This is a genomic window from Cupriavidus cauae (assembly GCF_026210475.1).
Classification (GTDB): Bacteria; Pseudomonadota; Gammaproteobacteria; order Burkholderiales; family Burkholderiaceae; genus Cupriavidus; species Cupriavidus cauae.
The window spans coordinates 230,310-250,007 of sequence record NZ_CP080294.1 but is presented as its reverse complement, the minus strand read 5'-3'; the positions used below and the strand labels follow the sequence as shown (position 1 = coordinate 250,007).

14 protein-coding genes and 1 pseudogene are annotated in these 19,698 nt (G+C 69.6%); 9 read left to right on the top strand and 6 right to left on the bottom strand.

Going from position 1 to position 19,698, the window contains the following annotated elements; all coding sequences use genetic code 11:
• The first annotated feature begins 7 nt into the window (after positions 1-7).
• The gene (locus KZ686_RS16675; RefSeq protein ID WP_265634332.1) at positions 8-1,573 is read left to right on the top strand and encodes an alpha/beta hydrolase; all 1,566 of its coding nucleotides are present in this window, start codon (positions 8-10) and stop codon (positions 1,571-1,573) included.
• Positions 1,574-1,607: 34 nt separating this feature from the next.
• Here the strand turns inward: KZ686_RS16675 and KZ686_RS16670 are convergent, their stop codons facing one another.
• A complete protein-coding gene (locus KZ686_RS16670; protein WP_149318159.1) occupies positions 1,608-1,976 on the bottom strand; it encodes a 5-carboxymethyl-2-hydroxymuconate Delta-isomerase in 369 nt (122 codons plus the stop codon).
• Positions 1,977-2,385: 409 nt separating this feature from the next.
• Between KZ686_RS16670 and KZ686_RS16665 the strand changes: the two genes are divergently transcribed.
• Positions 2,386-4,086: a thiamine pyrophosphate-binding protein gene (locus KZ686_RS16665; RefSeq protein ID WP_265634330.1), complete on the top strand. Its 1,701-nt coding sequence runs from the start codon at positions 2,386-2,388 to the stop codon at positions 4,084-4,086.
• On the opposite strand, the gene KZ686_RS16660 is transcribed toward KZ686_RS16665, so the two are convergent.
• From KZ686_RS16660 to KZ686_RS16645, 4 genes are all read right to left on the bottom strand, one after another.
• Positions 4,076-5,152 carry a hypothetical protein gene (locus KZ686_RS16660; RefSeq protein WP_265634328.1) on the bottom strand — a complete coding sequence of 359 codons (1,077 nt, stop codon included), beginning with the start codon at positions 5,150-5,152 and terminating at the stop codon, positions 4,076-4,078. The two genes, KZ686_RS16665 and KZ686_RS16660, sit on opposite strands and share 11 nt — an antisense overlap.
• Positions 5,153-5,429: 277 nt before the next feature.
• Positions 5,430-6,287 carry an IclR family transcriptional regulator gene (locus KZ686_RS16655; protein ID WP_223819636.1) on the bottom strand — a complete coding sequence of 286 codons (858 nt, stop codon included), beginning with the start codon at positions 6,285-6,287 and terminating at the stop codon, positions 5,430-5,432.
• A 20-nt stretch (positions 6,288-6,307) separates the two neighbouring features.
• Entirely contained in the window at positions 6,308-7,930 is a 1,623-nt protein-coding gene (locus KZ686_RS16650; RefSeq protein ID WP_265634325.1) for a class I adenylate-forming enzyme family protein, read from the bottom strand.
• Positions 7,931-8,122: 192 nt separating this feature from the next.
• On the bottom strand, positions 8,123-9,805 hold the full coding sequence (locus tag KZ686_RS16645; RefSeq protein WP_265634323.1) for a methyl-accepting chemotaxis protein: 1,683 nt from the start codon (positions 9,803-9,805) through the stop codon (positions 8,123-8,125).
• A gap of 314 nt (positions 9,806-10,119) precedes the next feature.
• On the opposite strand from KZ686_RS16645, the gene KZ686_RS16640 reads away from it, so the two are divergent.
• The 5 genes from KZ686_RS16640 (at position 10,120) to KZ686_RS16620 (ending at position 15,462) form a co-directional block, all read left to right on the top strand.
• Positions 10,120-11,964, top strand: coding sequence for a phosphodiesterase (locus KZ686_RS16640; protein WP_265634321.1), 1,845 nt, complete (start codon positions 10,120-10,122; stop codon positions 11,962-11,964).
• Positions 11,965-12,252: 288 nt separating this feature from the next.
• Positions 12,253-13,680, top strand: coding sequence for a cardiolipin synthase (gene cls / locus KZ686_RS16635; RefSeq protein ID WP_149318164.1), 1,428 nt, complete (start codon positions 12,253-12,255; stop codon positions 13,678-13,680).
• Between the two features lie 210 nt (positions 13,681-13,890).
• On the top strand, positions 13,891-14,487 hold the full coding sequence (gene ribA / locus KZ686_RS16630; RefSeq protein WP_149318165.1) for a GTP cyclohydrolase II: 597 nt from the start codon (positions 13,891-13,893) through the stop codon (positions 14,485-14,487).
• 263 nt (positions 14,488-14,750) lie between these two features.
• Complete coding sequence (locus KZ686_RS16625) at positions 14,751-15,200, top strand: PA2169 family four-helix-bundle protein (protein ID WP_053823726.1); 450 nt, start codon at positions 14,751-14,753, stop codon at positions 15,198-15,200.
• Positions 15,201-15,246: 46 nt separating this feature from the next.
• On the top strand, positions 15,247-15,462 hold the full coding sequence (locus KZ686_RS16620; RefSeq protein ID WP_149318166.1) for a hypothetical protein: 216 nt from the start codon (positions 15,247-15,249) through the stop codon (positions 15,460-15,462).
• 154 nt (positions 15,463-15,616) lie between these two features.
• Here the strand turns inward: KZ686_RS16620 and KZ686_RS16615 are convergent, their stop codons facing one another.
• The gene (locus tag KZ686_RS16615) at positions 15,617-16,045 is read right to left on the bottom strand and encodes a hypothetical protein (RefSeq protein ID WP_043437284.1); all 429 of its coding nucleotides are present in this window, start codon (positions 16,043-16,045) and stop codon (positions 15,617-15,619) included.
• Positions 16,046-16,427: 382 nt separating this feature from the next.
• Between KZ686_RS16615 and KZ686_RS16610 the strand changes: the two genes are divergently transcribed.
• Together KZ686_RS16610 and KZ686_RS16605 are read left to right on the top strand one after the other, a co-directional pair.
• Positions 16,428-19,235: a monovalent cation/H+ antiporter subunit A gene (locus KZ686_RS16610; protein WP_265634310.1), complete on the top strand. Its 2,808-nt coding sequence runs from the start codon at positions 16,428-16,430 to the stop codon at positions 19,233-19,235.
• Positions 19,235-19,555, top strand: a pseudogene (locus KZ686_RS16605) (Na+/H+ antiporter subunit C); the annotation flags it as partial. The gene KZ686_RS16610 and the pseudogene KZ686_RS16605, both read left to right, overlap by 1 nt.
• Positions 19,556-19,698: the final 143 nt, after the last annotated feature.

Sequence of the window (19,698 nt, the reverse complement as noted above, 5' to 3'; positions counted from 1 at the left end):
CGTGCGCATGGCAAGGCGTGTCCGGCGCCTCGTCGTCGCCGCGCTGGCCGCGACCACGGCCGGGCTGATGGTGCTGGCTTCGGCCTGCAGCCTCACCGCGCAGGACCACGGCGGGCGGGACCCCAGCCGGCACGAACACAGCCGGCACGACCACAGCCGGCAGGACTACAGCCGGCAGGACCACAGCCGGCAGGACCACAACGGGCTGGACGACAGCGCGGCGCGCGCGCCCGCCATCGCACCGACCTTCGCCGCGCATCGCGCGCAAGCGCTCGCCGCGCTGGAAAGCCGGCGCCGCTACGTGTCGGCCGATATGCAAGCCGAGACCGAATGGAATCTGCCGCGCGAATGGCGTCCCGCCGGCACGCCGCGCGGGGGGGCGCTGCTGGTGCACGGGCTCGGCGATTCGCCGTGGTCCTTCGTCGATATCGCGCCGCGGCTGGCCGAGCGCGGCCTGCTGGTGCGCACGGTGCTGCTGCCCGGCCATGGCACGGCGCCAGCGGACCTGATGGACATCAGGCTGGAGGACTGGCAGCGCGTGCTGCGCGAGCAGGTCGCGGCGTTGCGGGACACCGTTGGCGACGGGCCGCTGTATCTCGGCGGCTTCTCCACCGGCGCCAATCTGGTGCTGGACTATGCGCAGGCCCATGCCGAGATCGCCGGGCTGTTGCTGGTGTCGCCGGCGCTGCGTTCCGGCAGCCGATGGGAATGGCTGACGCCGTGGCTCGCACCGGTGATGCCGTGGCTGCTGTCGACCGGCGACGACCGGCCGCAGCAGACGCCGGTCCGCTATCTGAACACGCCCACCAATGGATTCGCGCAGTACTACCGCAGCAATGTCGCGGCGCGCGCGGCGCTGAACGCGCGCCCTTACGACAAGCCGGCGCTGCTGATCGTCGCCGAGCACGATTCGGTGGTCGACTCGCATTACGTGCGGCAAGTGTTCGGTACGCGCTTCACGCATCCGGCGAGCCGGCTGATCTGGTATGGGGCGGAGCAGGGCAATGCGAGCGGCGATGTGCTTGTCGATGCGAGGGCCGATGTGCGCCTCGCTGGAAGCGTCGATGCGAGCGTCGGTGCAAGCCGCGATGCGAAGGCCGACGGGAGCGCCGGTACCGGCCGCGTGCTGGTCCGCCCGGACCGCCTGCCGGCAGAGCGCATCAGCCAGTTCTCGCACATGGGCGTGCTGTTTTCCGATGCCAATCCGCTCTATGGGCGGCAGGGCTCGTTGCGGCTGTGCCTGAACGGTCAGGAGCCGGCCGAGTACCAGCGCTGCGTCGATGGCGCCGAGGTCTGGTATTCGGATTGGGGCTATCGGGAGCCCGGCAAGGTGCACGCGCGGCTGACCTACAACCCGTATTTCGCATGGCAGACCGGCGTGATGTTGTCGGTGCTGGGGTTGGACGGGGCCGCTGGGGCGGTACCGGCCACGGCCTCGGCCACCGCATTGCCAACCACCTCGGCCACCACCTCGGCCACCGCATCGGCCGCGGCATCCTATGACGCATCCCCTGCATCCCCTGCTGAATCGGGCTCGGCATCCCCCACGACATCCCCGACGGCATCCCGGTAACGGTCCCGGTCCGCCATCCTGCGCGGACCGGCCTTCAGCCGCCGATCACCTGCTTCGCGTAGCTGGCGCGCTCCATCTCGCGCACCTCGACGCTGATCTGCACCGGCGTGTTGTTGGCGCCCGAGCGGACGGCTTCGGCGATCACCTCGCAGACCGCCTGGCCCAGCGCCTGCCGCGTCGCCAGGTCGCGGCCGTCGAGAATCGACAGCCGGCCATGGACGAAGGCGCGCTCGACCGCTTCGGTCCCCTGGCGGTAGGTCTCCAGCGTGATGCAGCGCGACTTGATATCGGGCTCCTGGAATTGCCCGGAGGCCAGCAGCGCGGCGTTGGCCTGATCCAGCAGTTCCTCGGGCGAGCAGTTCAGGCGCGCGTTTTCGGTGATTTCAATGACGAGATGGGGCATCGGGGACTCCGTCGGTTGGCGGGAAGAGACAGCGGGCAAAACGCCGGGTGCGTCGAGGCATCGGTGTTCGGTTCGTTCCCCGGCGCACTGCCGCTGTCGGCGGCGATGACGTTCGCGGCGGTAGTCATGATAAGCGCCGTGCCACGGGCAGGCCAACGCCCGGCGAGGGCGCGCGGCGGTCACCCCGGCGGCCAACCCGAATTTTGGCGCGATAATCGGTCCTGCCTTGCCTGCCGTTTCGCGTTCGCCTGCACAATGGGGCGATGCAGGGTTCAGGTCCCGATTCCGTTCGGACCTGTTCCGATCGCGTTCCGATCCCGTTCGCGAGCCTGTTCCGGATGTCGTTCCCGTTGTCGTTCCCGATACCGTTCCCGATCTTCGTCCCGTTTCCGATTCGATGAGCCAGCCGATGACCCAGCCTACCGCCGATCTCCGATCGTCCTCCGCCGGCACGCCGGCGCCCGCGCCACGCAGCGGCGGCCGCATCCTGGTCGATGCGCTGCGCATCCACGGCACCGAGCGTGTGTTCTGCGTGCCGGGCGAGAGCTTCCTCGACGTGCTCGACGCCCTGCACGATCAGCCCGCCATCGACCTGATCGTCTGCAAGCACGAAGGCGCGGCGGCCAATATGGCCGAGGCCGACGGCAAGCTGAGCGGACGTCCCGGCATCTGCTTCGTCACGCGCGGACCCGGGGCGACGCATGCCAGCGTCGGCGTCCATATCGCCGCGCAGGATTCGACGCCGATGATCCTGTTCGTCGGGCAGATCGCCCGCGAGCACCGCGGCAGGGAAGCGTTCCAGGAGGTCGACTACGCGGCGATGTTCGGCGGCATGGCCAAATGGGTCGCCGAGATCGACGACCCCGCGCGCATCCCCGAACTGGTGGCGCGCGCCTTCCAGGTCGCGACCTCGGGCCGGCCCGGACCGGTGGTGCTCGCGTTGCCCGAGGACGTGCTCGACGGCGATGCGGCCTGCCGCGACACCGGCGCGTATCGGCCCGTGGTCGCCTCGCCGTCGGCCGCGGATGCGGCCGCGCTGGCCGAGCTGCTGTCGTCAGCGCAGCGCCCGCTGGTGATCGCCGGCGGCGCTAACTGGCGCGACGAGGATGCGGCCGCGTTCGCCCGCTTCGTGCATGCCTGGGACCTGCCGGTGGCCTGTGCCTTCCGCCGCCAGGACGTGCTGGACAATCGCGATCCGCACTACGTCGGGCATCTGAGCCTGGGTGTCAATCCGCGCCTGGCCGAGCGCGTGCGCGGCGCCGACCTGATCGTCGCCTTCGGCACGCGGCTCGGCGACGTGGCCACCGACGGCTATACGCTGCTCGAACCCCCGCGGCCGCGCCAGCGGCTGGTGCATATCCACGCCGATGCGGCGGAACTGGGCCGGGTGTACCAGCCCGATCTGGCGATCCACGCGGGTATCGGTCCGGGAGCGGCGATGCTGGCGGGCCTGCCGGCGCCGGCGACGATACACTGGCGCGAATGGACGGCCGCGGCGCGCGCCGATCATCAGGGTTTTGTCTCACCGGCCGCGCCGCACGCGGACGCCACTGGTGTCGACATGACCGCGGTGGTCGACCATCTGAACCGCACGCTGCCCGACGATGCGATCGTCACCAACGGGGCCGGCAACTATGCGGTCTGGCTGCATCGCTACTTCCCCTATCGCCGGCCGCGCACGCAGCTGGCTCCGACCTGCGGTGCGATGGGCTATGGCCTGCCCGCTGCGATCTCGGCGAAGCTGCGCCATCCCGAGCGCACCGTGGTGTGCTTCGCCGGCGACGGCTGCTTCCAGATGTATCCGCAGGAGCTGACCACCGCGGCCGCGGTGGGCGCCAATGTCGTGGTGCTGGTCGTCAACAACGGCATGTACGGCACGATCCGGATGCATCAGGAGCGGCGCTATCCGGGCCGCGTCAGCGGCACCGGCATCGTCAATCCGGATTTCGTCGCGCTGGCGCAGGCCTGTGGGGCCTGGGCCGAGCGGCTGACCAGCGCGGACGGGTTTGCCGACGCCTTTGCGCGCGCCTGCGCCGCAGGCAGGCCGGCGCTGCTCGAGCTGTGCACCGACCCGCGGCAGATCACGCCGGCGATGCGGCTCAGCCAGTAGCAAGCGACGGGACCGCCGGAGCGCTGCCCGCGCCGGCGGTGGTTGTGGCGGTGGTGGTGGTGGTGGTGGTGGTGGTCGACTTCGCCGACGCGGCGGCGAGCAGACGCTTGATCTGGCGGTCGCGCAGGTCCAGCGTGCATAACTCATCGTTGACGAGCAGCCAGTCCTCGCGCAAGCAGGCGCCGATGCGCTGCACCACGCCCACGGGCAGCCGGAAGTCCGCGAAGGCCGAATACCTCGGAATCTCGCCGCGCCACCAGTGCTGCTTCCACACGTCGGTCAGGCGAGCGGCCAGTTCCGCCAGTTGTTCGTCCTTGGCGTCGGCCGACTGGCGAAGCGCCTGCAGAACGCCCATCACTTCGGCATAGGCCGATGCGCTCTCCGACCGGTTGCGGCGCAGGTACCTGACCACGGCCGCCATCTGCGCCAGCACCGCGGCGGCGGCGACGTCCAGGCACTCGGGTGGATCATTGCCGGCGATCGCGCGAACCACCTTGCACCATTTCCCCTTGTGCGCGAACAGCTTGCAGCGGTCCGCCTTGCGGATGCGCTCGGCCAGGAAATTCAGCCTCACGCGGCGCGCTTCGGGCGACAGCACCGGGGAAATCCGCGGGCGCGGTTCGTCGACGTCAACGCCGGTGCCAGAAGGGACGCGTGCTTCGTTGGCGGAGGGCGGCACAGTCGAGACAGCCATGCCGGCCCGCTGGCGCAGTCGCGTGATGGTGTGCAATACGGCGGGAACCTGCCCGTGACAGGGCCGCTCGCAGCGATACCTGTCGCGCGGCACGACGCAGCTCAGCAGCGTCAGCACGACGCGGCGGAACCAGCCCAATTCGCGCCAGTTGCGCTCCAGCCGGACATCGACAGGCTGGCGGGCGTTCGCGACTGCGGCATTCTCGACGACGAGCCGGTAGCCGCGGCCGCCGACGAAGAACGAGCCGCGCTGAAGGACGATCCGCTTCAGCATGGATTCGTCGCTGCCTTTGGCGACGGCGTCAAAGAATTCGTGCGCGGTCGAATAGTGCGCCGCGAGGACGGGGCGCGCAAGGCAGGGCAGAGTGGGCATGGGGGCGCTCCGGAAAACGCCGCACTGGCGCGCGGCAGTGGGATTGCCGCGTCCGATCGGCCGCGCCTGCCAGGCGGGGCCAATCGGTTTGCGGGACACCGGAATCATGGCGGCATGCTGGCCGCGTTCTTGCGAATTTGGCGCGGTCCGTATGGCAAACGGTAGCCTGCTCGTCGCGCGATCGCGGTTTCGTCACCGTCGCGGCAGGCCGGCCGCTTCCGCGTCGCCCGATTGTCGCGTCGCCCGCTCGTCGCGCCGCCCGATTACGGCCGTCCGATTACGCGCCGCCGAGTTCGCGCTCGATCCGCGCGACGCATTCGATCAGCACCGGCCGCACCACGTCGAGCAGATGCCGCGGCGGGACGACCGCGTTGGGGCCGCTGCAGCTCAACGTCATCGGCGGCAGCGCGGGGCCCGGATGAAAGGCGGCCGCGATCGAATTGATGTCCGGCAGCCAGTCGCCGAACGAGGTGGTGCAGCCCATGCGCCGGACTTCCTCGCGGCTGCGCGCCAGCACCGCCTGGGCCTCGGCCTCCGGCAGCCCGTCGCTGGCGCGGAAGGCGGCCAGCGCCTGGCGCGCGTCGGCGGCCGGCAGCGCCTGCAGATAGGCGCGGCCCGCGGCCGTGGTCAGGCCAGAGATGCGCGTGCCGACGGCCACGCGCAAGGTCAGATAGCTCTCGGCCTGGCAGTTCTCGAAGATCAGCATGCGGCCGCGATCGCGCAGGATCAGCGAGGCGACGCCCTGCGACAGATCTGCCAGGCGCTGCATATGCGGCCGCGCGACCGCCAGCACATCGGCGCCTTCGCGCGCGGTCGGCGCCAGCGCCAGCGCGGAGCTGCCGAGGCGATATTTGCCGGCGTCCGGCTCCAGGCGCAGATAGCCGAGTTCCGTCAGCGTATGGGTCAGCCGCGACACGGTGGACTTTGGCAGGCCGCAGCGCTGCGCCAGTTCCGCGTTGCCCAATTGCGCGTCGAAGCCGCGGAAGCAGGCCAGTACATCGAGGCCGCGCGCCAGCGCGGTGACGAAGTGGCGGTCTTCCTTGTGGCGGGGCGCGCCGCTGCCGATGCCGCTGCGGACGTCGTCCCGCTCCGCCGCCTCGGTCGCCATCGCCTGGGCCTGATCGTCGCTTGCCATGGTGCTCGTGCGATCCGCGCTCAGAACTCGCCGGCGGCCAGCATCTCGCGCAGCCTGGCCTTCAGGATCTTGCCCGACGGCGCGGCCGGCAGCTGTGCGACCACCTTGATTTCCGCGGGGATCTTGTACGGCGACAGCCGTTCGCGCAGGAAGGTCTTCAGCGCCGCGGGGTCGAGCGTCATGCCGGCGCGGACCTCGACGAAGGAGATCACCTCCTCGTTGCCTTCGACGGCGCGTCCGACCACGGCCGATTGCACCACCGCCGGGTACGCGTTGATCGACTGCTCGACTTCCTCGGGATACACGTTGAAGCCGGAATGGATGATGATTTCCTTGGACCGGCCGACGATGGAGATCGCGCCGTCGTCGTCGATCCTGGCGAGGTCGCCGGTATGCAGCCAGCCGTCGGCGTCGATCGCCTGCGCGGTCAGATCGGGGCGCTTGTAGTAGCCCTTCATCACGTTGGGGCCGCGCACCAGCAGTTCGCCGCTGCCGTCCGGCAGTGGATCGCCGAGCCGCACCTCGACACCAGGCACCGCCTGGCCCACCGAGCAGTCGCTGCGCGGCGCATCGACGCGCGTCTGGCTGACGGTCGGCGACGTTTCGGTCATGCCGTAGCCGTTGTGCAGCGTGATGCCAAAGGTCTGCTCGAACGCGGCCTTCAACGTCGCGGTCAGCGGCGCGCCGCCCGATTGCGCCATGCGCAAGGCCGGCGCGCGCAGCGGCGTGGGCTGGCTGCGGCCCCATTCGATCAGCTTGGCGTACATCGCCGGTACGCCGTGCAGCACCGACAGGTTCTCCTCGACCAGCGCGCGCGCCAGCCGCTCGGGCCGGAAGCGCGGTTCGTAGTAGACCGTGGCGCCGTTGGACAGCGGGCCGACCAGCAGCACCGACAGGCCGTAGACATGCGAGATCGGCAGCACGCCATAGACGCGGTCGCCCGGCTGCACGCGCGCCTGCACGCGGTTGCTGTGGCCGATGAACATCAGGTTCGAATGCGTCAGCATCACGCCCTTCGATGCGCCGGTGGTGCCGGTGGTGTAGATCACCGCGGCCACCTGTTCGCGCGCGTCGGCCTGCACCGGTTCGGGCACCGCCTCGCCATTGAGCCTGCCGATCAACAGGCGACCGACATGCGGCCATTCGGCCCATTGCGCGCCGCGCGCCAGGCCGTGCTCGCGCGCCTCGGGGTAGGCATTGTCGAGATACAGCGCGAGCCGGGCGCCCGCGTGCTCGATGATGTTGTCGATCTCGCGCGCGGACAGTCGGGCGTTGACGGGAATCGCCCACGCGTCCAGCGAACTGAGGGCGAGGATCAGCACCGCGCAGCCGACGCTGTTCTCGGTCACCAGCACCACGCGGTCGCCGCCGCGCACGCCGGCATTGGCGAGCGCCGCCGCGCTCTGGCGCACCGCGCCCTCCAGCTCGCCATAGCGGATCGAGCGCTCGCCATCCATCAGCGCGACCACGTCCGGGCGGTCGGCGGCCCAGGGCGCGATGGCCTGGTGCAGGCGCGCGTAGGGCGGCACGAACTGCGCCGTGGCGGCGGAGGGCCGGGAAGCGGGCGTGGAGGCGGCGGGGGAATTGGCGCCGGTATTGGGGCCGGCATTGGCGCCGGCATTGGCGCTGAAGGTGCTGCTCATCGAAGTCTCCGGAATGGCGTTGCCGGCGTGGCCGCCGGCTTGGTCTGTCCGCGATGGTTGCATCGTTCGATGATGCCGTCAACTGCAATGCAGAATCTATGTTCTGCATTGCAGAACAGCCAAATCCGATGGCGGGACGCGTCCACCAGCGTCCCAAGACGGCGGAGCGCCTCGCCTCCCGGCGGGCCCGGCTCAGAAGCGGAAGCGCCCCACATCGGCGGCCAGTTCGCCGGCCTGCCAGTCCAGCGATTCGGCTTGCTGCGCCACCGTGGTCACCAGTTCGGCGTTCTGCCGGCTGGTGCCGTCCAGGCGCGCGACGGCGCCGTCGACCACCGCAATCCCCACCGCCTGCTGCTGCGCCAGGCCATTGAGCCGCTCCGCCAGCGTATGGCTGCGCAGCACCGCCTGCTCGATCGCCGCCATCGCCTGTTCGACCTCGCCGCTGAGGCCGGCGCCGGCCTCGATGTCGCGCGTGGCTTCGCCGAGCAGCGCGCCGATATCGCGCGCCGATTGCGCGCTGCGTTGCGCCAGTGCACGGACTTCGTTGGCCACCACGGCGAAGCCGCGGCCCGCCGCGCCGGCGCGCGCGGCTTCGACCGCTGCGTTGAGCGCCAGCAGATTGGTCTGGAAGGCGATGCCCTGCAGCACGCCTACCACTTCGGAGATGTCGCGCGAACGCGCCTGCACCGCATCCATCGACGCACGCATGCTGCGCACCACCGCGCTGCCGGTACCGACCGCGTCGCGCGCCTGGCTGGCCATCGCGCTGGACTCGTGCGCACGCATGTGGATCTGCTCGACCAGCCCGCGCAGTTCGCCGATGCTCGTGGCGGCTTCCTCGACGGCGGCCAGCTGGCGGCCGGTGCGCTCGGACAGATCGCGATTGGCCGCGGCGATCTGCTCGCTGGCGCCGTGGATCTGGCGCGCCGAGGATTGAATGCGCGCGAGCATCGCGGCCAGCGCGTCGCGCATCGCGGCCAGGTCCTGCAGCAGACCGCGCGCGCCGCGCCGGCGCAGACGCTGGCCTTCGGTCAGGTCGCCGGCGGCGATGCGCCGCGCGGCGTCGGCCGCCTCGCGCGGTTCGCCGCCGAGTTCGGCCAGCAGGGCGCGCGCGGCCTGCCATGCCAGCACTGCGGCCGCCGCGAGGCTCGCGGCCAGCATCGCCATCGTGATCCACTGCGCGCGGGCCTGGCTGTACGACACCGAGGCCACCGTATCGGCGGCCTGCTTCTCCAGGCGGGCACGGGCCTGCTCGATCTGCGTGCCGAGTTTCGCCAGCTGTTCGGCGACGAAGTGACCCTCGACGGAGACGGCGCTGTCGAATTGCAGCGCGTCGAGCGGCTGCTTGCGCAACAGCTCGACATAGCCGTGCATCAGTTGCGCCGCGTTGGCACACTCGCGCGCCAGCGCCTCGGCCTGATCCGGCGCGGCACGGCCGACGCCGGACAGCGTGGTGTCGAGTGTCTGCAGGGCCTGGGCGATCTGTTGGGCGGCGGTATCGCGCTCGGCCGTGCTGGTGGCCATCGTCAGCGCGAGCTGGGCGTGTCCCAGGCCGGCCAGCGCCGACTGGGCGCGCTCGGCGGCGACCGAGCCACGCATGTCGCGCTGATACAGCGTGTCGGTCTTGTCCTTCAGCGCGACCAGATTGACGATGCCGCTGACCGCGGCCGCGGCGCCGAACAGGTAGACCAGCACGAACGCCGTGCCCAGGCGCGCGGCCAGCGGCAGGCGTGGCCGGCGCCGGGCCGCCGAGGAAGGCGAGGACTCCGAGGACTCCGATGGCCCGGATTGCCACGCCGGCCCCGGTGGCCCGGATGGCCCCCATGGCGACGTGCCCGCTGGCGCCGTGTCCGCCGTGGCAGCGGTGCCGAGCATCGGTGCGATCCCCGCGCCCGTGCTCGACCGCAAACCAAACCTTGACCGCCAGCGCGGCCACCCCGTTCTGAATATTTGCAACATGGCTTTCCCCCGCCGCATGCGGCGCCCGTGAATTGTTGTTTTGGGCTGATGCTGGCGACGGGATGTGACGTTGCCGTGACGTCCCGCCATGCGGCGGGGTTGTCATAGGGCGGTCATGTGACTGTCATGAAATAGGCTGCCTTGCCGCGCGCCTCCTCGATGCCGGCGCAGGCCACACACGCCGTCGCCGCGTCCATCCCGGCGTCCTTGCCACCGTTGTCGAGATCCCCATGTCCGTTGCCGTGATCGAATCCGCCGCAGCGGCTGCGCCGATGCGTCTGCCGCCGCTGCGCGCCGTCTTCCAGCCGATCGTGCGCTTCGAGTCGGCCGATCTGCTCGGCTACGAGGCGCTGCTGCGCGGACCCGAGGGCTCGCCGCTGGCCTCGCCCGAAGCGCTGTTCCGGCTGGCCGTCAGCCCGGCCGAAACGATGGCGCTGGAAGTGCAGGCGGCCCGGGCCGCGCTGGCGCGCTTCGCCGAGCTGCAGTTGCCCGGCGCGCTGTTCGTCAATTTCAGTCCGATGACGCTGCGCCATCTGCTGGCCGATCATGGCCGCGGCATGGCGGCGCTGCTGGCGAACACCGTGGCCCCGGGGCGCGTGGTGATCGAGCTGACCGAGCAGACCCGCATCGGCGACATGGCGGCATTTGCCGACGCGATGGCGGTACTGCGCGATCTCGGCCTGCGCTATGCGCTGGACGACTTCGGCACCGGCCACGCCAACCTCGATCTGCTGGTCCAGCTGACGCCGCAATTCATCAAGCTCGACAAGTCGCTGGTGCACGGCGTGGCCTCATGCTCGCGGCGGCTCGAACTGATGCGCACGGTGTTGAGCCTGGCCGATGCGCTGGGCATCAGCGTGATTGCCGAAGGCATCGAGGACAACGAGGAGCTGGCGGTGCTGCGCGATCTCGGCGTGCCGTTCGGCCAGGGCTATCTGCTGGGGCGGCCATTGCCGGAGCCGTCGCAGGCGCCGCCGCATGACGTGGTGCAGGCGCTGGGCTCGCGCCAGATCGCGGTGTTTCCGCAGGTGGTGCGTTCGGGCTGGACCGGGCCGAATGCCGGCAAGCTGCTGCGGCGCGCGCCGACGGTGCGGCCGGAGCAGACCAACAACGAGGTGCTGGCGCTGTTCCACGCCCATCCCGGGCTGCATGCGCTGGCCGTGCTCGATCCGGAGGGCAGGCCGATCGGCATCATCAACCGGCAGAGCTTCATCGACCGCTATGCCGCGCCGTTCCATCGCGAGCTCTATGGCAAGAAGGCCTGCATCCTGATGGCCCATCGCGAGCCGGTCTGCTTCGATCGGGAGGCCACCATCGAGACCACGGCCAAGAGCCTGGCCAGCGGCAACCAGCGCTATCTGGCCGACGGTTTCATCATCACCGATGGCGGCCGCTATGCGGGCCTGGGCACCGGCGCGGACCTGATCCGCGCCGTCACCGAGATCCGCATGGAGGCGGCGCGCTATGCCAATCCGCTGACTTTCCTGCCGGGCAACATCCCGCTGAACCAGCATGTCGACCGGCTGCTCGATGCGGGCGCGGCGTTCTGCGCCTGTTATGTCGACCTGAACCACTTCAAGCCCTTCAACGATCAGTACGGCTACTGGAAGGGCGACGAGATGATCAAGGGCGCGGCCGCGATCCTGGCCGATGCCTGCGATCCGGTGCGCGACTTCCTCGGGCATGTCGGCGGCGACGACTTCCTGGTGCTGTACCAGAGCCCGGACTGGAACCAGCGGGCGCGCGGCGCGATCGCGCGCTTCAATCGCGCCGCGCGCGAACTGTACGACGTGGACGACCGCGCGGCAGGGGGCATCCATGGCGAGGACCGCCATGGCCGCACCGCATTCTTCCCGATGGTCAGCATGGCGATCGGCGCGGTCCGCGTGGCCCACGGGGTGGCCCGCACCGAGACCGACGGCTGGCGCCTGGGCAGCAGCCATATTGCCGCCGCCGCGGCCGCGGCCAAGCGCGATGCCAAGAAGGACCCGAGCGGTTTCGCGGTGGTCGACCTGACGCCGACGCTGGGGCCGGGCGGTCCGTCGGAAGAGCGCAGCGAGGGCCGTCCACATTGAGCGACCGGCGAGCGCCCGGCTCGCGAACGGGCGTTCGGGTTATCCACAGATTGTGTGGATAACCCGACCGGCCACGGCGCCAGGCGCGCGCCGGCGCGTCGCCCCATCGGACTGCCTAAAAAAAATGCAAACGCAGGCGCCGAGGTCATCAGCGCGTCCATGTTGCATACATGGACGGGCGCGATGCGGGCCGCCTATGCCACAATGCGCGGCAGTTCAGTGTTCACTGTTCACTCATCATCGTTCACCGTTCATCGTTCAACCGCATTCCGCAGCGGATGGCAGCCGATGTTATTGAGCACCAGCGTTGTCGCGACGATTGTCCTGTGTTTCCACGTGATCGGCGTGTTCGCCGCCATGCATGCCGTGATGACGGTCCGCACCGCGCCCGGCGCCATCGCCTGGGCCGGTTCGCTGCTGTTGATACCGTATCTGGCACTGGTGCCGTACCTGGTGTTCGGCAGCAGCAATTTCGTCGGCTATGTCAATGCGCGGCGCTTCTATCGCGCCCAGATGCGCGAACTGCGCCACGGCATGGAGCCGCGCGAGCGCGAGGCCTGCATCGTCCGGCAGCCGCATCATCCGGGACTGCGCGCACTGCCAAGGCTGACCGGGCTGCATTGCCTGTCCGGCAATCATGTGCAACTGCTGGTCGATGGGCAGGCCACCTTTGCGGCGATCTTCGCCGCGTTGAAGTCCGCGCGCCGCGTCGCGCTGGTGCAGTTCTTCATCGTCCATGACGACGAGCTCGGGCGCGAGCTGCAGGCGCTGCTGTGCGAGCGCGCGGCCGCGGGCGTCGAGATCTATTTCCTGTACGACAGCATCGGCTGCCATGCCTTGCCGGGCCACTACGTTCGCCGCATGGCCGAGTGCGGCGTCAAGGTCAGCGCGTTCGCGCCGCACCGCGGCTTCGTCAATCGCTTCCAGCTGAACTTCCGCAACCACCGCAAGCTGGTGGTGGTCGATGGCGAGCGGGCCTTCATCGGCGGCCACAATGTCGGCAACGAATACATGGGCCGCAGGCCGCCGCTGGCGCCCTGGCGCGATACCCATATCGAGGTGCGCGGACCGGCGGTGCTGGACCTGCAGATGACCTTCGCGGAGGACTGGTACTGGGCCGCGCGTGAAGTGCCGACGCTGCTGCTGCCGCCGCCCGAACCGGCCGGCGCGATGGTGTGCCAGGTGGTGCCGAGCGGGCCGGCCGATTCGCAGGAGACCTGCTCGCTGTTCTTCGTCGAGGCGATCCAGGCCGCGCGCAACCGGCTGTGGATCACGACGCCGTACTTCGTGCCCGACGAGGCGGTGTTCGCGGTGCTGCGGCTGGCGGTGCTGCGCGGCGTCGACGTGCGCATCCTGATGCCGGGACGCGCCGACCACAAGGTGGTGTTCGCCGCCTCGACGCTGTACGCCTACCAGGCGATCTGCGCGGGCATCCGCATCTATCGCTATATCCCGGGCTTCCTGCACCAGAAGGTGATGCTGATCGACGACGAGCTGGCCGCGGTCGGCACCGCGAACCTCGACAACCGCTCGTTCCGGCTCAATTTCGAGCTGACGGTGATGACGGCCGATCGCGCCTTCGCGAGCCAGGTCGAGGGGATGCTGCTGGCCGATTTTGCCCAGGCACGCGAGATCGGCCGCGACGAATACCTGGCCGCGCCGGGGCCCCGCCGCGTGGCGATGCATGTGGCCAAGCTGTTCGCGCCGATCCTGTAGGGGCTGCGCGCCGGGCCGGCAAGCGCGGCCCGGGTGAAGGGCCCGACACGGGGCCCCGAGCGGCCCTTTGCCGATTCGCGGTATCCTTGCCGTCAGGCGCCGCCCTGGAAGGGGCCATCGGCAGGCATCACCCAGCCGGCAGCGGACTCTCCCGGGACCCCATCCCGGCCGCTGCCACGGCATCCGGCGCACACGCATTGGCAAGATGATATGAACGACACGGAAATCACGCTGATCGGTTCGGCACGGCTGCCGACCCGCTTCGGCGAGTTCACCGCTCACGCCTTCAAGGGCGCGACCAGCGGGACGGAACACCTGGCGCTCAGCGTCGGCGACATCGCCGGCGAGGGCGTGTTGACGCGGCTGCATTCGGAATGCCTGACCGGCGACGTATTCGGTTCGTGCCGCTGCGATTGCGGCGAGCAACTGGCGCTGGCGATGGAGCGCATCGCCGAAGAGGGCCGCGGCATCCTGCTGTACCTGCGCGGCCACGAAGGCCGCGGCATCGGCCTGGGCCACAAGATCCGCGCATACAGCCTGCAGGATGGCGGGCTCGACACGGTCGATGCCAATCTGGCGCTTGGGCAGGCGGTCGACTCCCGCACCTATGCCTTCGCCGCCGATCTGCTGCGCCAATGGGGCGTCAAATCGATCCGGCTGATGAGCAACAATCCGCGCAAGCGGCAGCAGCTCGAAGAGGCCGGCATCACCGTGCTCGAGCAGGTGCGCCACAGCGTGCCGGCCAACGCCGAGAACGAAAAGTACCTGGCCACCAAGCGCGTGCGGCTCGGGCATCTGCTCGACTGACGGCGCACCGGACAACGCGGGACAATTCGCCCGACAACGCGTCCGGGAACGCGCGCGACACCGCTCCCGGTCCTTGGGGGCAACCCTGTAGGCATCGGCCGACAGCTTCTCGGGCGGCCTGCTTACAGTCCCCGCCCGCCGCTTCTCTTATCGTGAAGGCATGGTCGCACCGCACGCGGTGCGCGCCGTTTTGCAGCCTCGCTGCAACCGTCCTGCAACCGCCGCCGCGGCATGCGGCGGCATCACGATAACGAGGAGTCGCCATGGCAGACAAGAACGTCGATGTGCTCAACGATCTGATCGAGGTGTCGCGCGACGGCGAGCAAGGTTTCCTGAAGGCCGCCGAGGATGCCACCAATCCCGAGCTGAAGGAACTGTTCACCAGCCGCGCGACCGAGATCGGCGCCGCCATCCGCGAGCTGCAGTCGCAGGTGATCGCGCTGGGTGGCCGGCCGGAAGAGGGCGGCAGCGTGGCCGGCGCGTTGCATCGCGGCTGGGTCAGTCTGCGCAGCGCGGTCGCGAATCGCACCGATCTGTCTATCCTTGAGGAATGCGAGCGCGGCGAGGACGTGGCCAAGAAGAAATACGCGGACGCCCTCCAGCACGACGATCTGAGCTTCGAAGTGCGCGCGCTGATCGAACGCCAGTATCACGGCGTGCTGCGCAACCATGACCTGGTGCGCGACCTGCGCAACCGCTATCGCGCGACCTGAGCGGCCGAGGCCGCCGCCCGCCACCGCCACGCGAAGGAGACAGACGATGAGCCAGCCCGGCAAGCCCGACACCGCGGTTCCCCGCTCCGGCCAGCAAGGCAAGGGCGGGGCGGCCGAGGACCATACCGAGCGCAACCTCGACGAGGCGCTGGAGGAAACGTTCCCGGCCAGCGACCCGATCGCGGTCGAGCCCGACAAGGACGACAGTGAAGGGCAGGGCGGCAGGCCGCGCAAGGGCGGCCAGGCTGGTGGCCCCGGCTGATCGCCCGGGCCGGATGCGGCGATTGGCCGCAGGGGTTGCCCGGCAGGATTGACCGCGAGGATCGGTCGCGCAACTGGCCCTGCCGGGTCCTGGGCGTACGCAAAAGCAAAGACGCGGGAGCCGCAAGGCTCCCGCGTCTTGTCTTGCGCGTCCCCTAGGGAAGCTTGCGAAGTTGTGCGATTACCGACATCAGTTGCCCGTGCGCCACGGTGACCGCGGGCTCGTCCTGCAGCGCCTCGTGATAGCGCTCGCGGAACGCCGGATCGCCCTGCGTGCTGAACAGCCGCGCCGCCGCCTCGGCCACCGCGCGGCAGGTGCCATCATGGTGCTTCGGCCCGTCGAGCTCCTCGTCGATCTCGACGATCAGGCGCGACAGCGGGTCTAGCCAGCGGAAGTAGTTGTCCTCGGTGACGATCTGCACGAACTGGCCCGCGGGGATCGGGCCATAGAGGCGTTCATATTCGTTACGGTCGTGCTGGATGATCTCCTTGTGGGATTTCAGCAGCGCGGCGCGCAGCGCGCGCAATCCGGCGCGGCGCGATTCCTGCGTGGCTTGGTATTGTTCTTCAGTCAGCATCCCCATTCTCCGCTCCCGGTTCGGTGTTGTGCGGTCGTCCCGCGCGACAGGGGTAGTGGCGCGGTGCGTGTGCTTGCTCGTGGACGATGCGTCGTGCGGCCGTCGATGCAGGCCGCATGCCAGTATATGTAGGCGCCGGGGGGCGATCCAACCTCGTGCTATCCCGAATGGCCGCGATCTTTGGAATGCGGTGATACAAACGGTGCGGCATGCAGGCCCGCGCCGAATGGCCCGGATTCGATGTGAATTATTTTTAGGGCAGACATAACGATTGCCGCGGCGGCAGTGTCATGGGGCACAATAGCCGCATGTTGCGCACACGATGCTCGGCGCGGCTGGGCCCGCCGCCTTCCCTTCGCCTTCCCGCACCCTCTGCCGGAGACGACAGATGGTGATGCTGTGGCTGATCGCTCTGCCGCTGGTCGCGGCCATGCTGACGCCGCTGGTCGGCCGCCATCTGCGAGCGCTGACCGCGCCGCTGGTGCTGGGCACGCCGATGCTCGGGCTGGCCCTGCTGGCCAGCGTGCGGCACGAGATCTTCAGCGGCGAGGTGCTGGCCTGGCGCATGCCGTGGCTCGACGGCCTGGGCTTCGCGCTGAGCTTCCGCCTGGACGGCCTGTCCTTCGCCTTCTCGCTGCTGGTGCTGGGCATTGGCCTGCTGGTGCTGCTGTACGCGCGCTATTACCTGTCGCGCAGCCAGTCGACCGCGCGCTTCTTCGCGCTGCTGCTGCTGTTCATGGCCGCGATGCTCGGCGTGGTGCTGTCGAGCAATCTGCTGCTGCTGGTCGTGTTCTGGGAATTGACCAGCATCGTTTCCTTCCTGCTGATCGGCTTCTGGTCGTATCGCTCCGATGCGCGCAAGGGCGCGCGCATGGCGCTGACAATCACCGGCGGCGGCGGGCTCGCGCTGCTCGCCGGGGTGCTGCTGCTCGGCCATATCTGCGGCAGCATGGAGCTGTCCGACGTGATCGCCAGCGCGGGCACCGTGCAGAAGCACCCGCTGTATCCACCGATGATCGTGCTGGTGCTGCTCGCGGTCTTCACCAAGTCGGCGCAGTTTCCGTTCCACTTCTGGCTGCCGCACGCGATGGCGGCACCGACGCCGGTCTCGGCGTATCTGCACTCGGCCACCATGGTCAAGGCCGGCGTGTTCCTGCTGGCGCGGCTGTATCCGGTGCTCGAGGGCACCGATTGGTGGTTCTACATGCTGAGCCTGACCGGCCTCGCCACGCTGGTGGTGGGCGCCGGCATGGCGCTGGTGCAGCGGGACCTGAAGGGGCTGCTGGCATATTCGACCATCAGCCATCTGGGCCTGATCACGCTGCTGTTCGGGCTCGACACCGGCCTGAGCACGGTGGCCGCGCTGTTCCACATCATGAACCACGCGGTGTTCAAGGCCTCGCTGTTCATGGCCGCCGGCATCATCGACCACGAGACCGGCACGCGTGACCTGGGCCGCCTGCGCGGGCTGCGCCGCTACATGCCGCACACCGCGCTGCTGGCCATCGTCGCCTCGCTGGCGATGGCCGGCGTGCCGCTGCTCAACGGCTTCCTCTCCAAGGAGATGTTCTTCGGCGAGACGCTGGCACAGGGCCTGCTCGGTCCGTTCAACTGGACCATTCCGGCGCTGGCGACCGCCGCCGGCGCGCTGACGGTGGCGTACTCGCTGCGCTTCATCCATGGCGTGTTCTTCGACGGCGAGCCCGACGACCTGCCCCATCATCCGCCGCACGAGCCGCCGCGCTGGATGAAGATCCCGGTCGAGATCCTGGTGGTCACTTGCCTGGTGGTGGGGCTCTTCCCCAACCACACCGTCGGCGGCCTGCTCGATGCGGCCGCGCGTGGCACCATGGGCGCGCCGCTGCCGATCTACAGCCTGAGCCCCTGGCATGGCTTCAATCTGCCGCTCGCGATGAGCGCGTTGTCGATGGCGGCGGGCGCTGCGCTGTTCTTCCTGCGCCGCGATTCGTTCCGCCACTATCACGCGAAGCTGCCGCAGCTGAACGCGCGCGACCGCTTCGAGGATGCGATCGAGCGCGTCGAGCGCGCCGCCGGCCGCGTGGCGCTGCTGTTCGAGAACGGTTCGCTGCAGCGCTATCTGGCCTTCGCGATTGCGGCGATGGTGCTGCTGCCGGCCCGCTATCTGTTCGAGCTCGAGCAGGCCCAGGGCCCGGCGCCGCTGTCCCCTGCGGACCCGGTCACGGCGACCGGCCTGGTATTGCTGGCGATCGGCGCCATCGCCGTGGTCGCGGCGCGCCGGCAGCGCGTGGTGGCGCTGCTGATGGCGAGCCTGTGCGGGCTGATGGTGGCGCTGGCGTTCACGCGTTTCTCGGCGCCCGACCTGGCGCTGACGCAGATCTCGGTCGAAGTGGTCACCGTCATCCTGCTGGTGCTGGCGCTGTACTTCCTGCCGGTCGACCTGCCGGAGCGCGCGGGCACCGCGCGGCATCTGCGCGATGCCGCGCTGGCGCTGGCCGGCGGCGGCACCGTCGGCGTGGCCGCGTTCGCGGTGATGACGCGCCCGCACCAGACCATTGCCGATTTCTTCATCGCGCAGAGCGTGCCGGGCGGCGGCGGGCATAACGTCGTCAACGTGATCCTGGTCGATTTCCGCGGCTTCGATACGCTGGGCGAGATCTGCGTGCTGCTGATCGCCGGCCTCGGCGTGCATGCGCTGCTCAAGGGCCTGCGCCTGCCGGCGCCGACCGCCGGCCCGAACGACATGCCGTGGTCGCGCCAGAGCCATCCGCTGCTGCTCGCGATCCTGGCACGGCTGATGCTGCCGCTGACGATGCTGGTGGCGATCTTCATGCTGTTGCGCGGGCACCAGCTGCCCGGCGGCGGCTTCGTCGCCGCGCTGATCACCGCGGTGGCGCTGCTGCTGCAATACATCGCCAGCGGCGTGCTGTGGACCGAGTCGCGCATCACGCTGCACCATCGCGCCATCGCCGGCGCCGGCATCCTGATCGCCGGGCTGGTGGGCCTGGGCAGCTGGGCGTTCGGCTATCCGTACCTGACCACCGCCTTCGGCCACTTCCATCTGCCCGGGATCGGCGAGATCGAACTGGCGACCGCCTTGCTGTTCGACCTGGGCGTCTATCTGACCGTGGTCGGCACCGTGCTGCTGATCGTGTCCCACCTGGGCGTGCGCGACAAGCGGGTGGCCGCCGCGCGCGAGATCGCGGAGACCGCCTGATGGAAGCCCTGTTCGCCGCCGCCATCGGCGTGCTCGCCGCCTGCGGAATCTATCTGGTGCTGCGCGCCCGTACCTTCTCGGTGGTGCTCGGACTGACGCTGCTGACCTATGCGGTCACGCTGTTCCTGCTCGGCATGGGCCGGCTGACCACCGGCAAGCCGCCGATCATCGCGCCCGGCGCGCAGTATGCGGACCCGTTGCCGCAGGCGCTGGTGCTGACCGCGATCGTGATCGGCTTCGCGATGACGGCCTTCATCATGGTGCTGGCATTGCGTTCCCGTGCGCTGCGCGGCAGCGACCATGTGGACGGCGACGAGCCGGCCGATCCATCGTCGGCGGTACCCGGGCAGCCGCCGGAGCCCGAACGTCCGGAGGATGCCGAGCGCGCGCGCTCGGCATCGCCCTCGACGGCGCCACCAACGGCGCCACCAACGGGACCATCAACGGCGCCATCGACCGCTCC

What these genes read in the sequence shown, in the direction of transcription:
- KZ686_RS16675 (WP_265634332.1), top strand. Translation starts at nt 8, where the DNA reads ATGGCAAGGCGTGTCCGGCGCCTCGTCGTCGCCGCGCTGGCCGCGACC.
- KZ686_RS16670 (WP_149318159.1), bottom strand. Translation starts at nt 1,976, where the DNA reads ATGCCCCATCTCGTCATTGAAATCACCGAAAACGCGCGCCTGAACTGC.
- KZ686_RS16665 (WP_265634330.1), top strand. Translation starts at nt 2,386, where the DNA reads ATGACCCAGCCTACCGCCGATCTCCGATCGTCCTCCGCCGGCACGCCG.
- KZ686_RS16660 (WP_265634328.1), bottom strand. Translation starts at nt 5,152, where the DNA reads ATGCCCACTCTGCCCTGCCTTGCGCGCCCCGTCCTCGCGGCGCACTAT.
- KZ686_RS16655 (WP_223819636.1), bottom strand. Translation starts at nt 6,287, where the DNA reads ATGGCAAGCGACGATCAGGCCCAGGCGATGGCGACCGAGGCGGCGGAG.
- KZ686_RS16650 (WP_265634325.1), bottom strand. Translation starts at nt 7,930, where the DNA reads ATGAGCAGCACCTTCAGCGCCAATGCCGGCGCCAATGCCGGCCCCAAT.
- KZ686_RS16645 (WP_265634323.1), bottom strand. Translation starts at nt 9,805, where the DNA reads ATGCTCGGCACCGCTGCCACGGCGGACACGGCGCCAGCGGGCACGTCG.
- KZ686_RS16640 (WP_265634321.1), top strand. Translation starts at nt 10,120, where the DNA reads ATGTCCGTTGCCGTGATCGAATCCGCCGCAGCGGCTGCGCCGATGCGT.
- cls (WP_149318164.1), top strand. Translation starts at nt 12,253, where the DNA reads ATGTTATTGAGCACCAGCGTTGTCGCGACGATTGTCCTGTGTTTCCAC.
- ribA (WP_149318165.1), top strand. Translation starts at nt 13,891, where the DNA reads ATGAACGACACGGAAATCACGCTGATCGGTTCGGCACGGCTGCCGACC.
- KZ686_RS16625 (WP_053823726.1), top strand. Translation starts at nt 14,751, where the DNA reads ATGGCAGACAAGAACGTCGATGTGCTCAACGATCTGATCGAGGTGTCG.
- KZ686_RS16620 (WP_149318166.1), top strand. Translation starts at nt 15,247, where the DNA reads ATGAGCCAGCCCGGCAAGCCCGACACCGCGGTTCCCCGCTCCGGCCAG.
- KZ686_RS16615 (WP_043437284.1), bottom strand. Translation starts at nt 16,045, where the DNA reads ATGGGGATGCTGACTGAAGAACAATACCAAGCCACGCAGGAATCGCGC.
- KZ686_RS16610 (WP_265634310.1), top strand. Translation starts at nt 16,428, where the DNA reads ATGGTGATGCTGTGGCTGATCGCTCTGCCGCTGGTCGCGGCCATGCTG.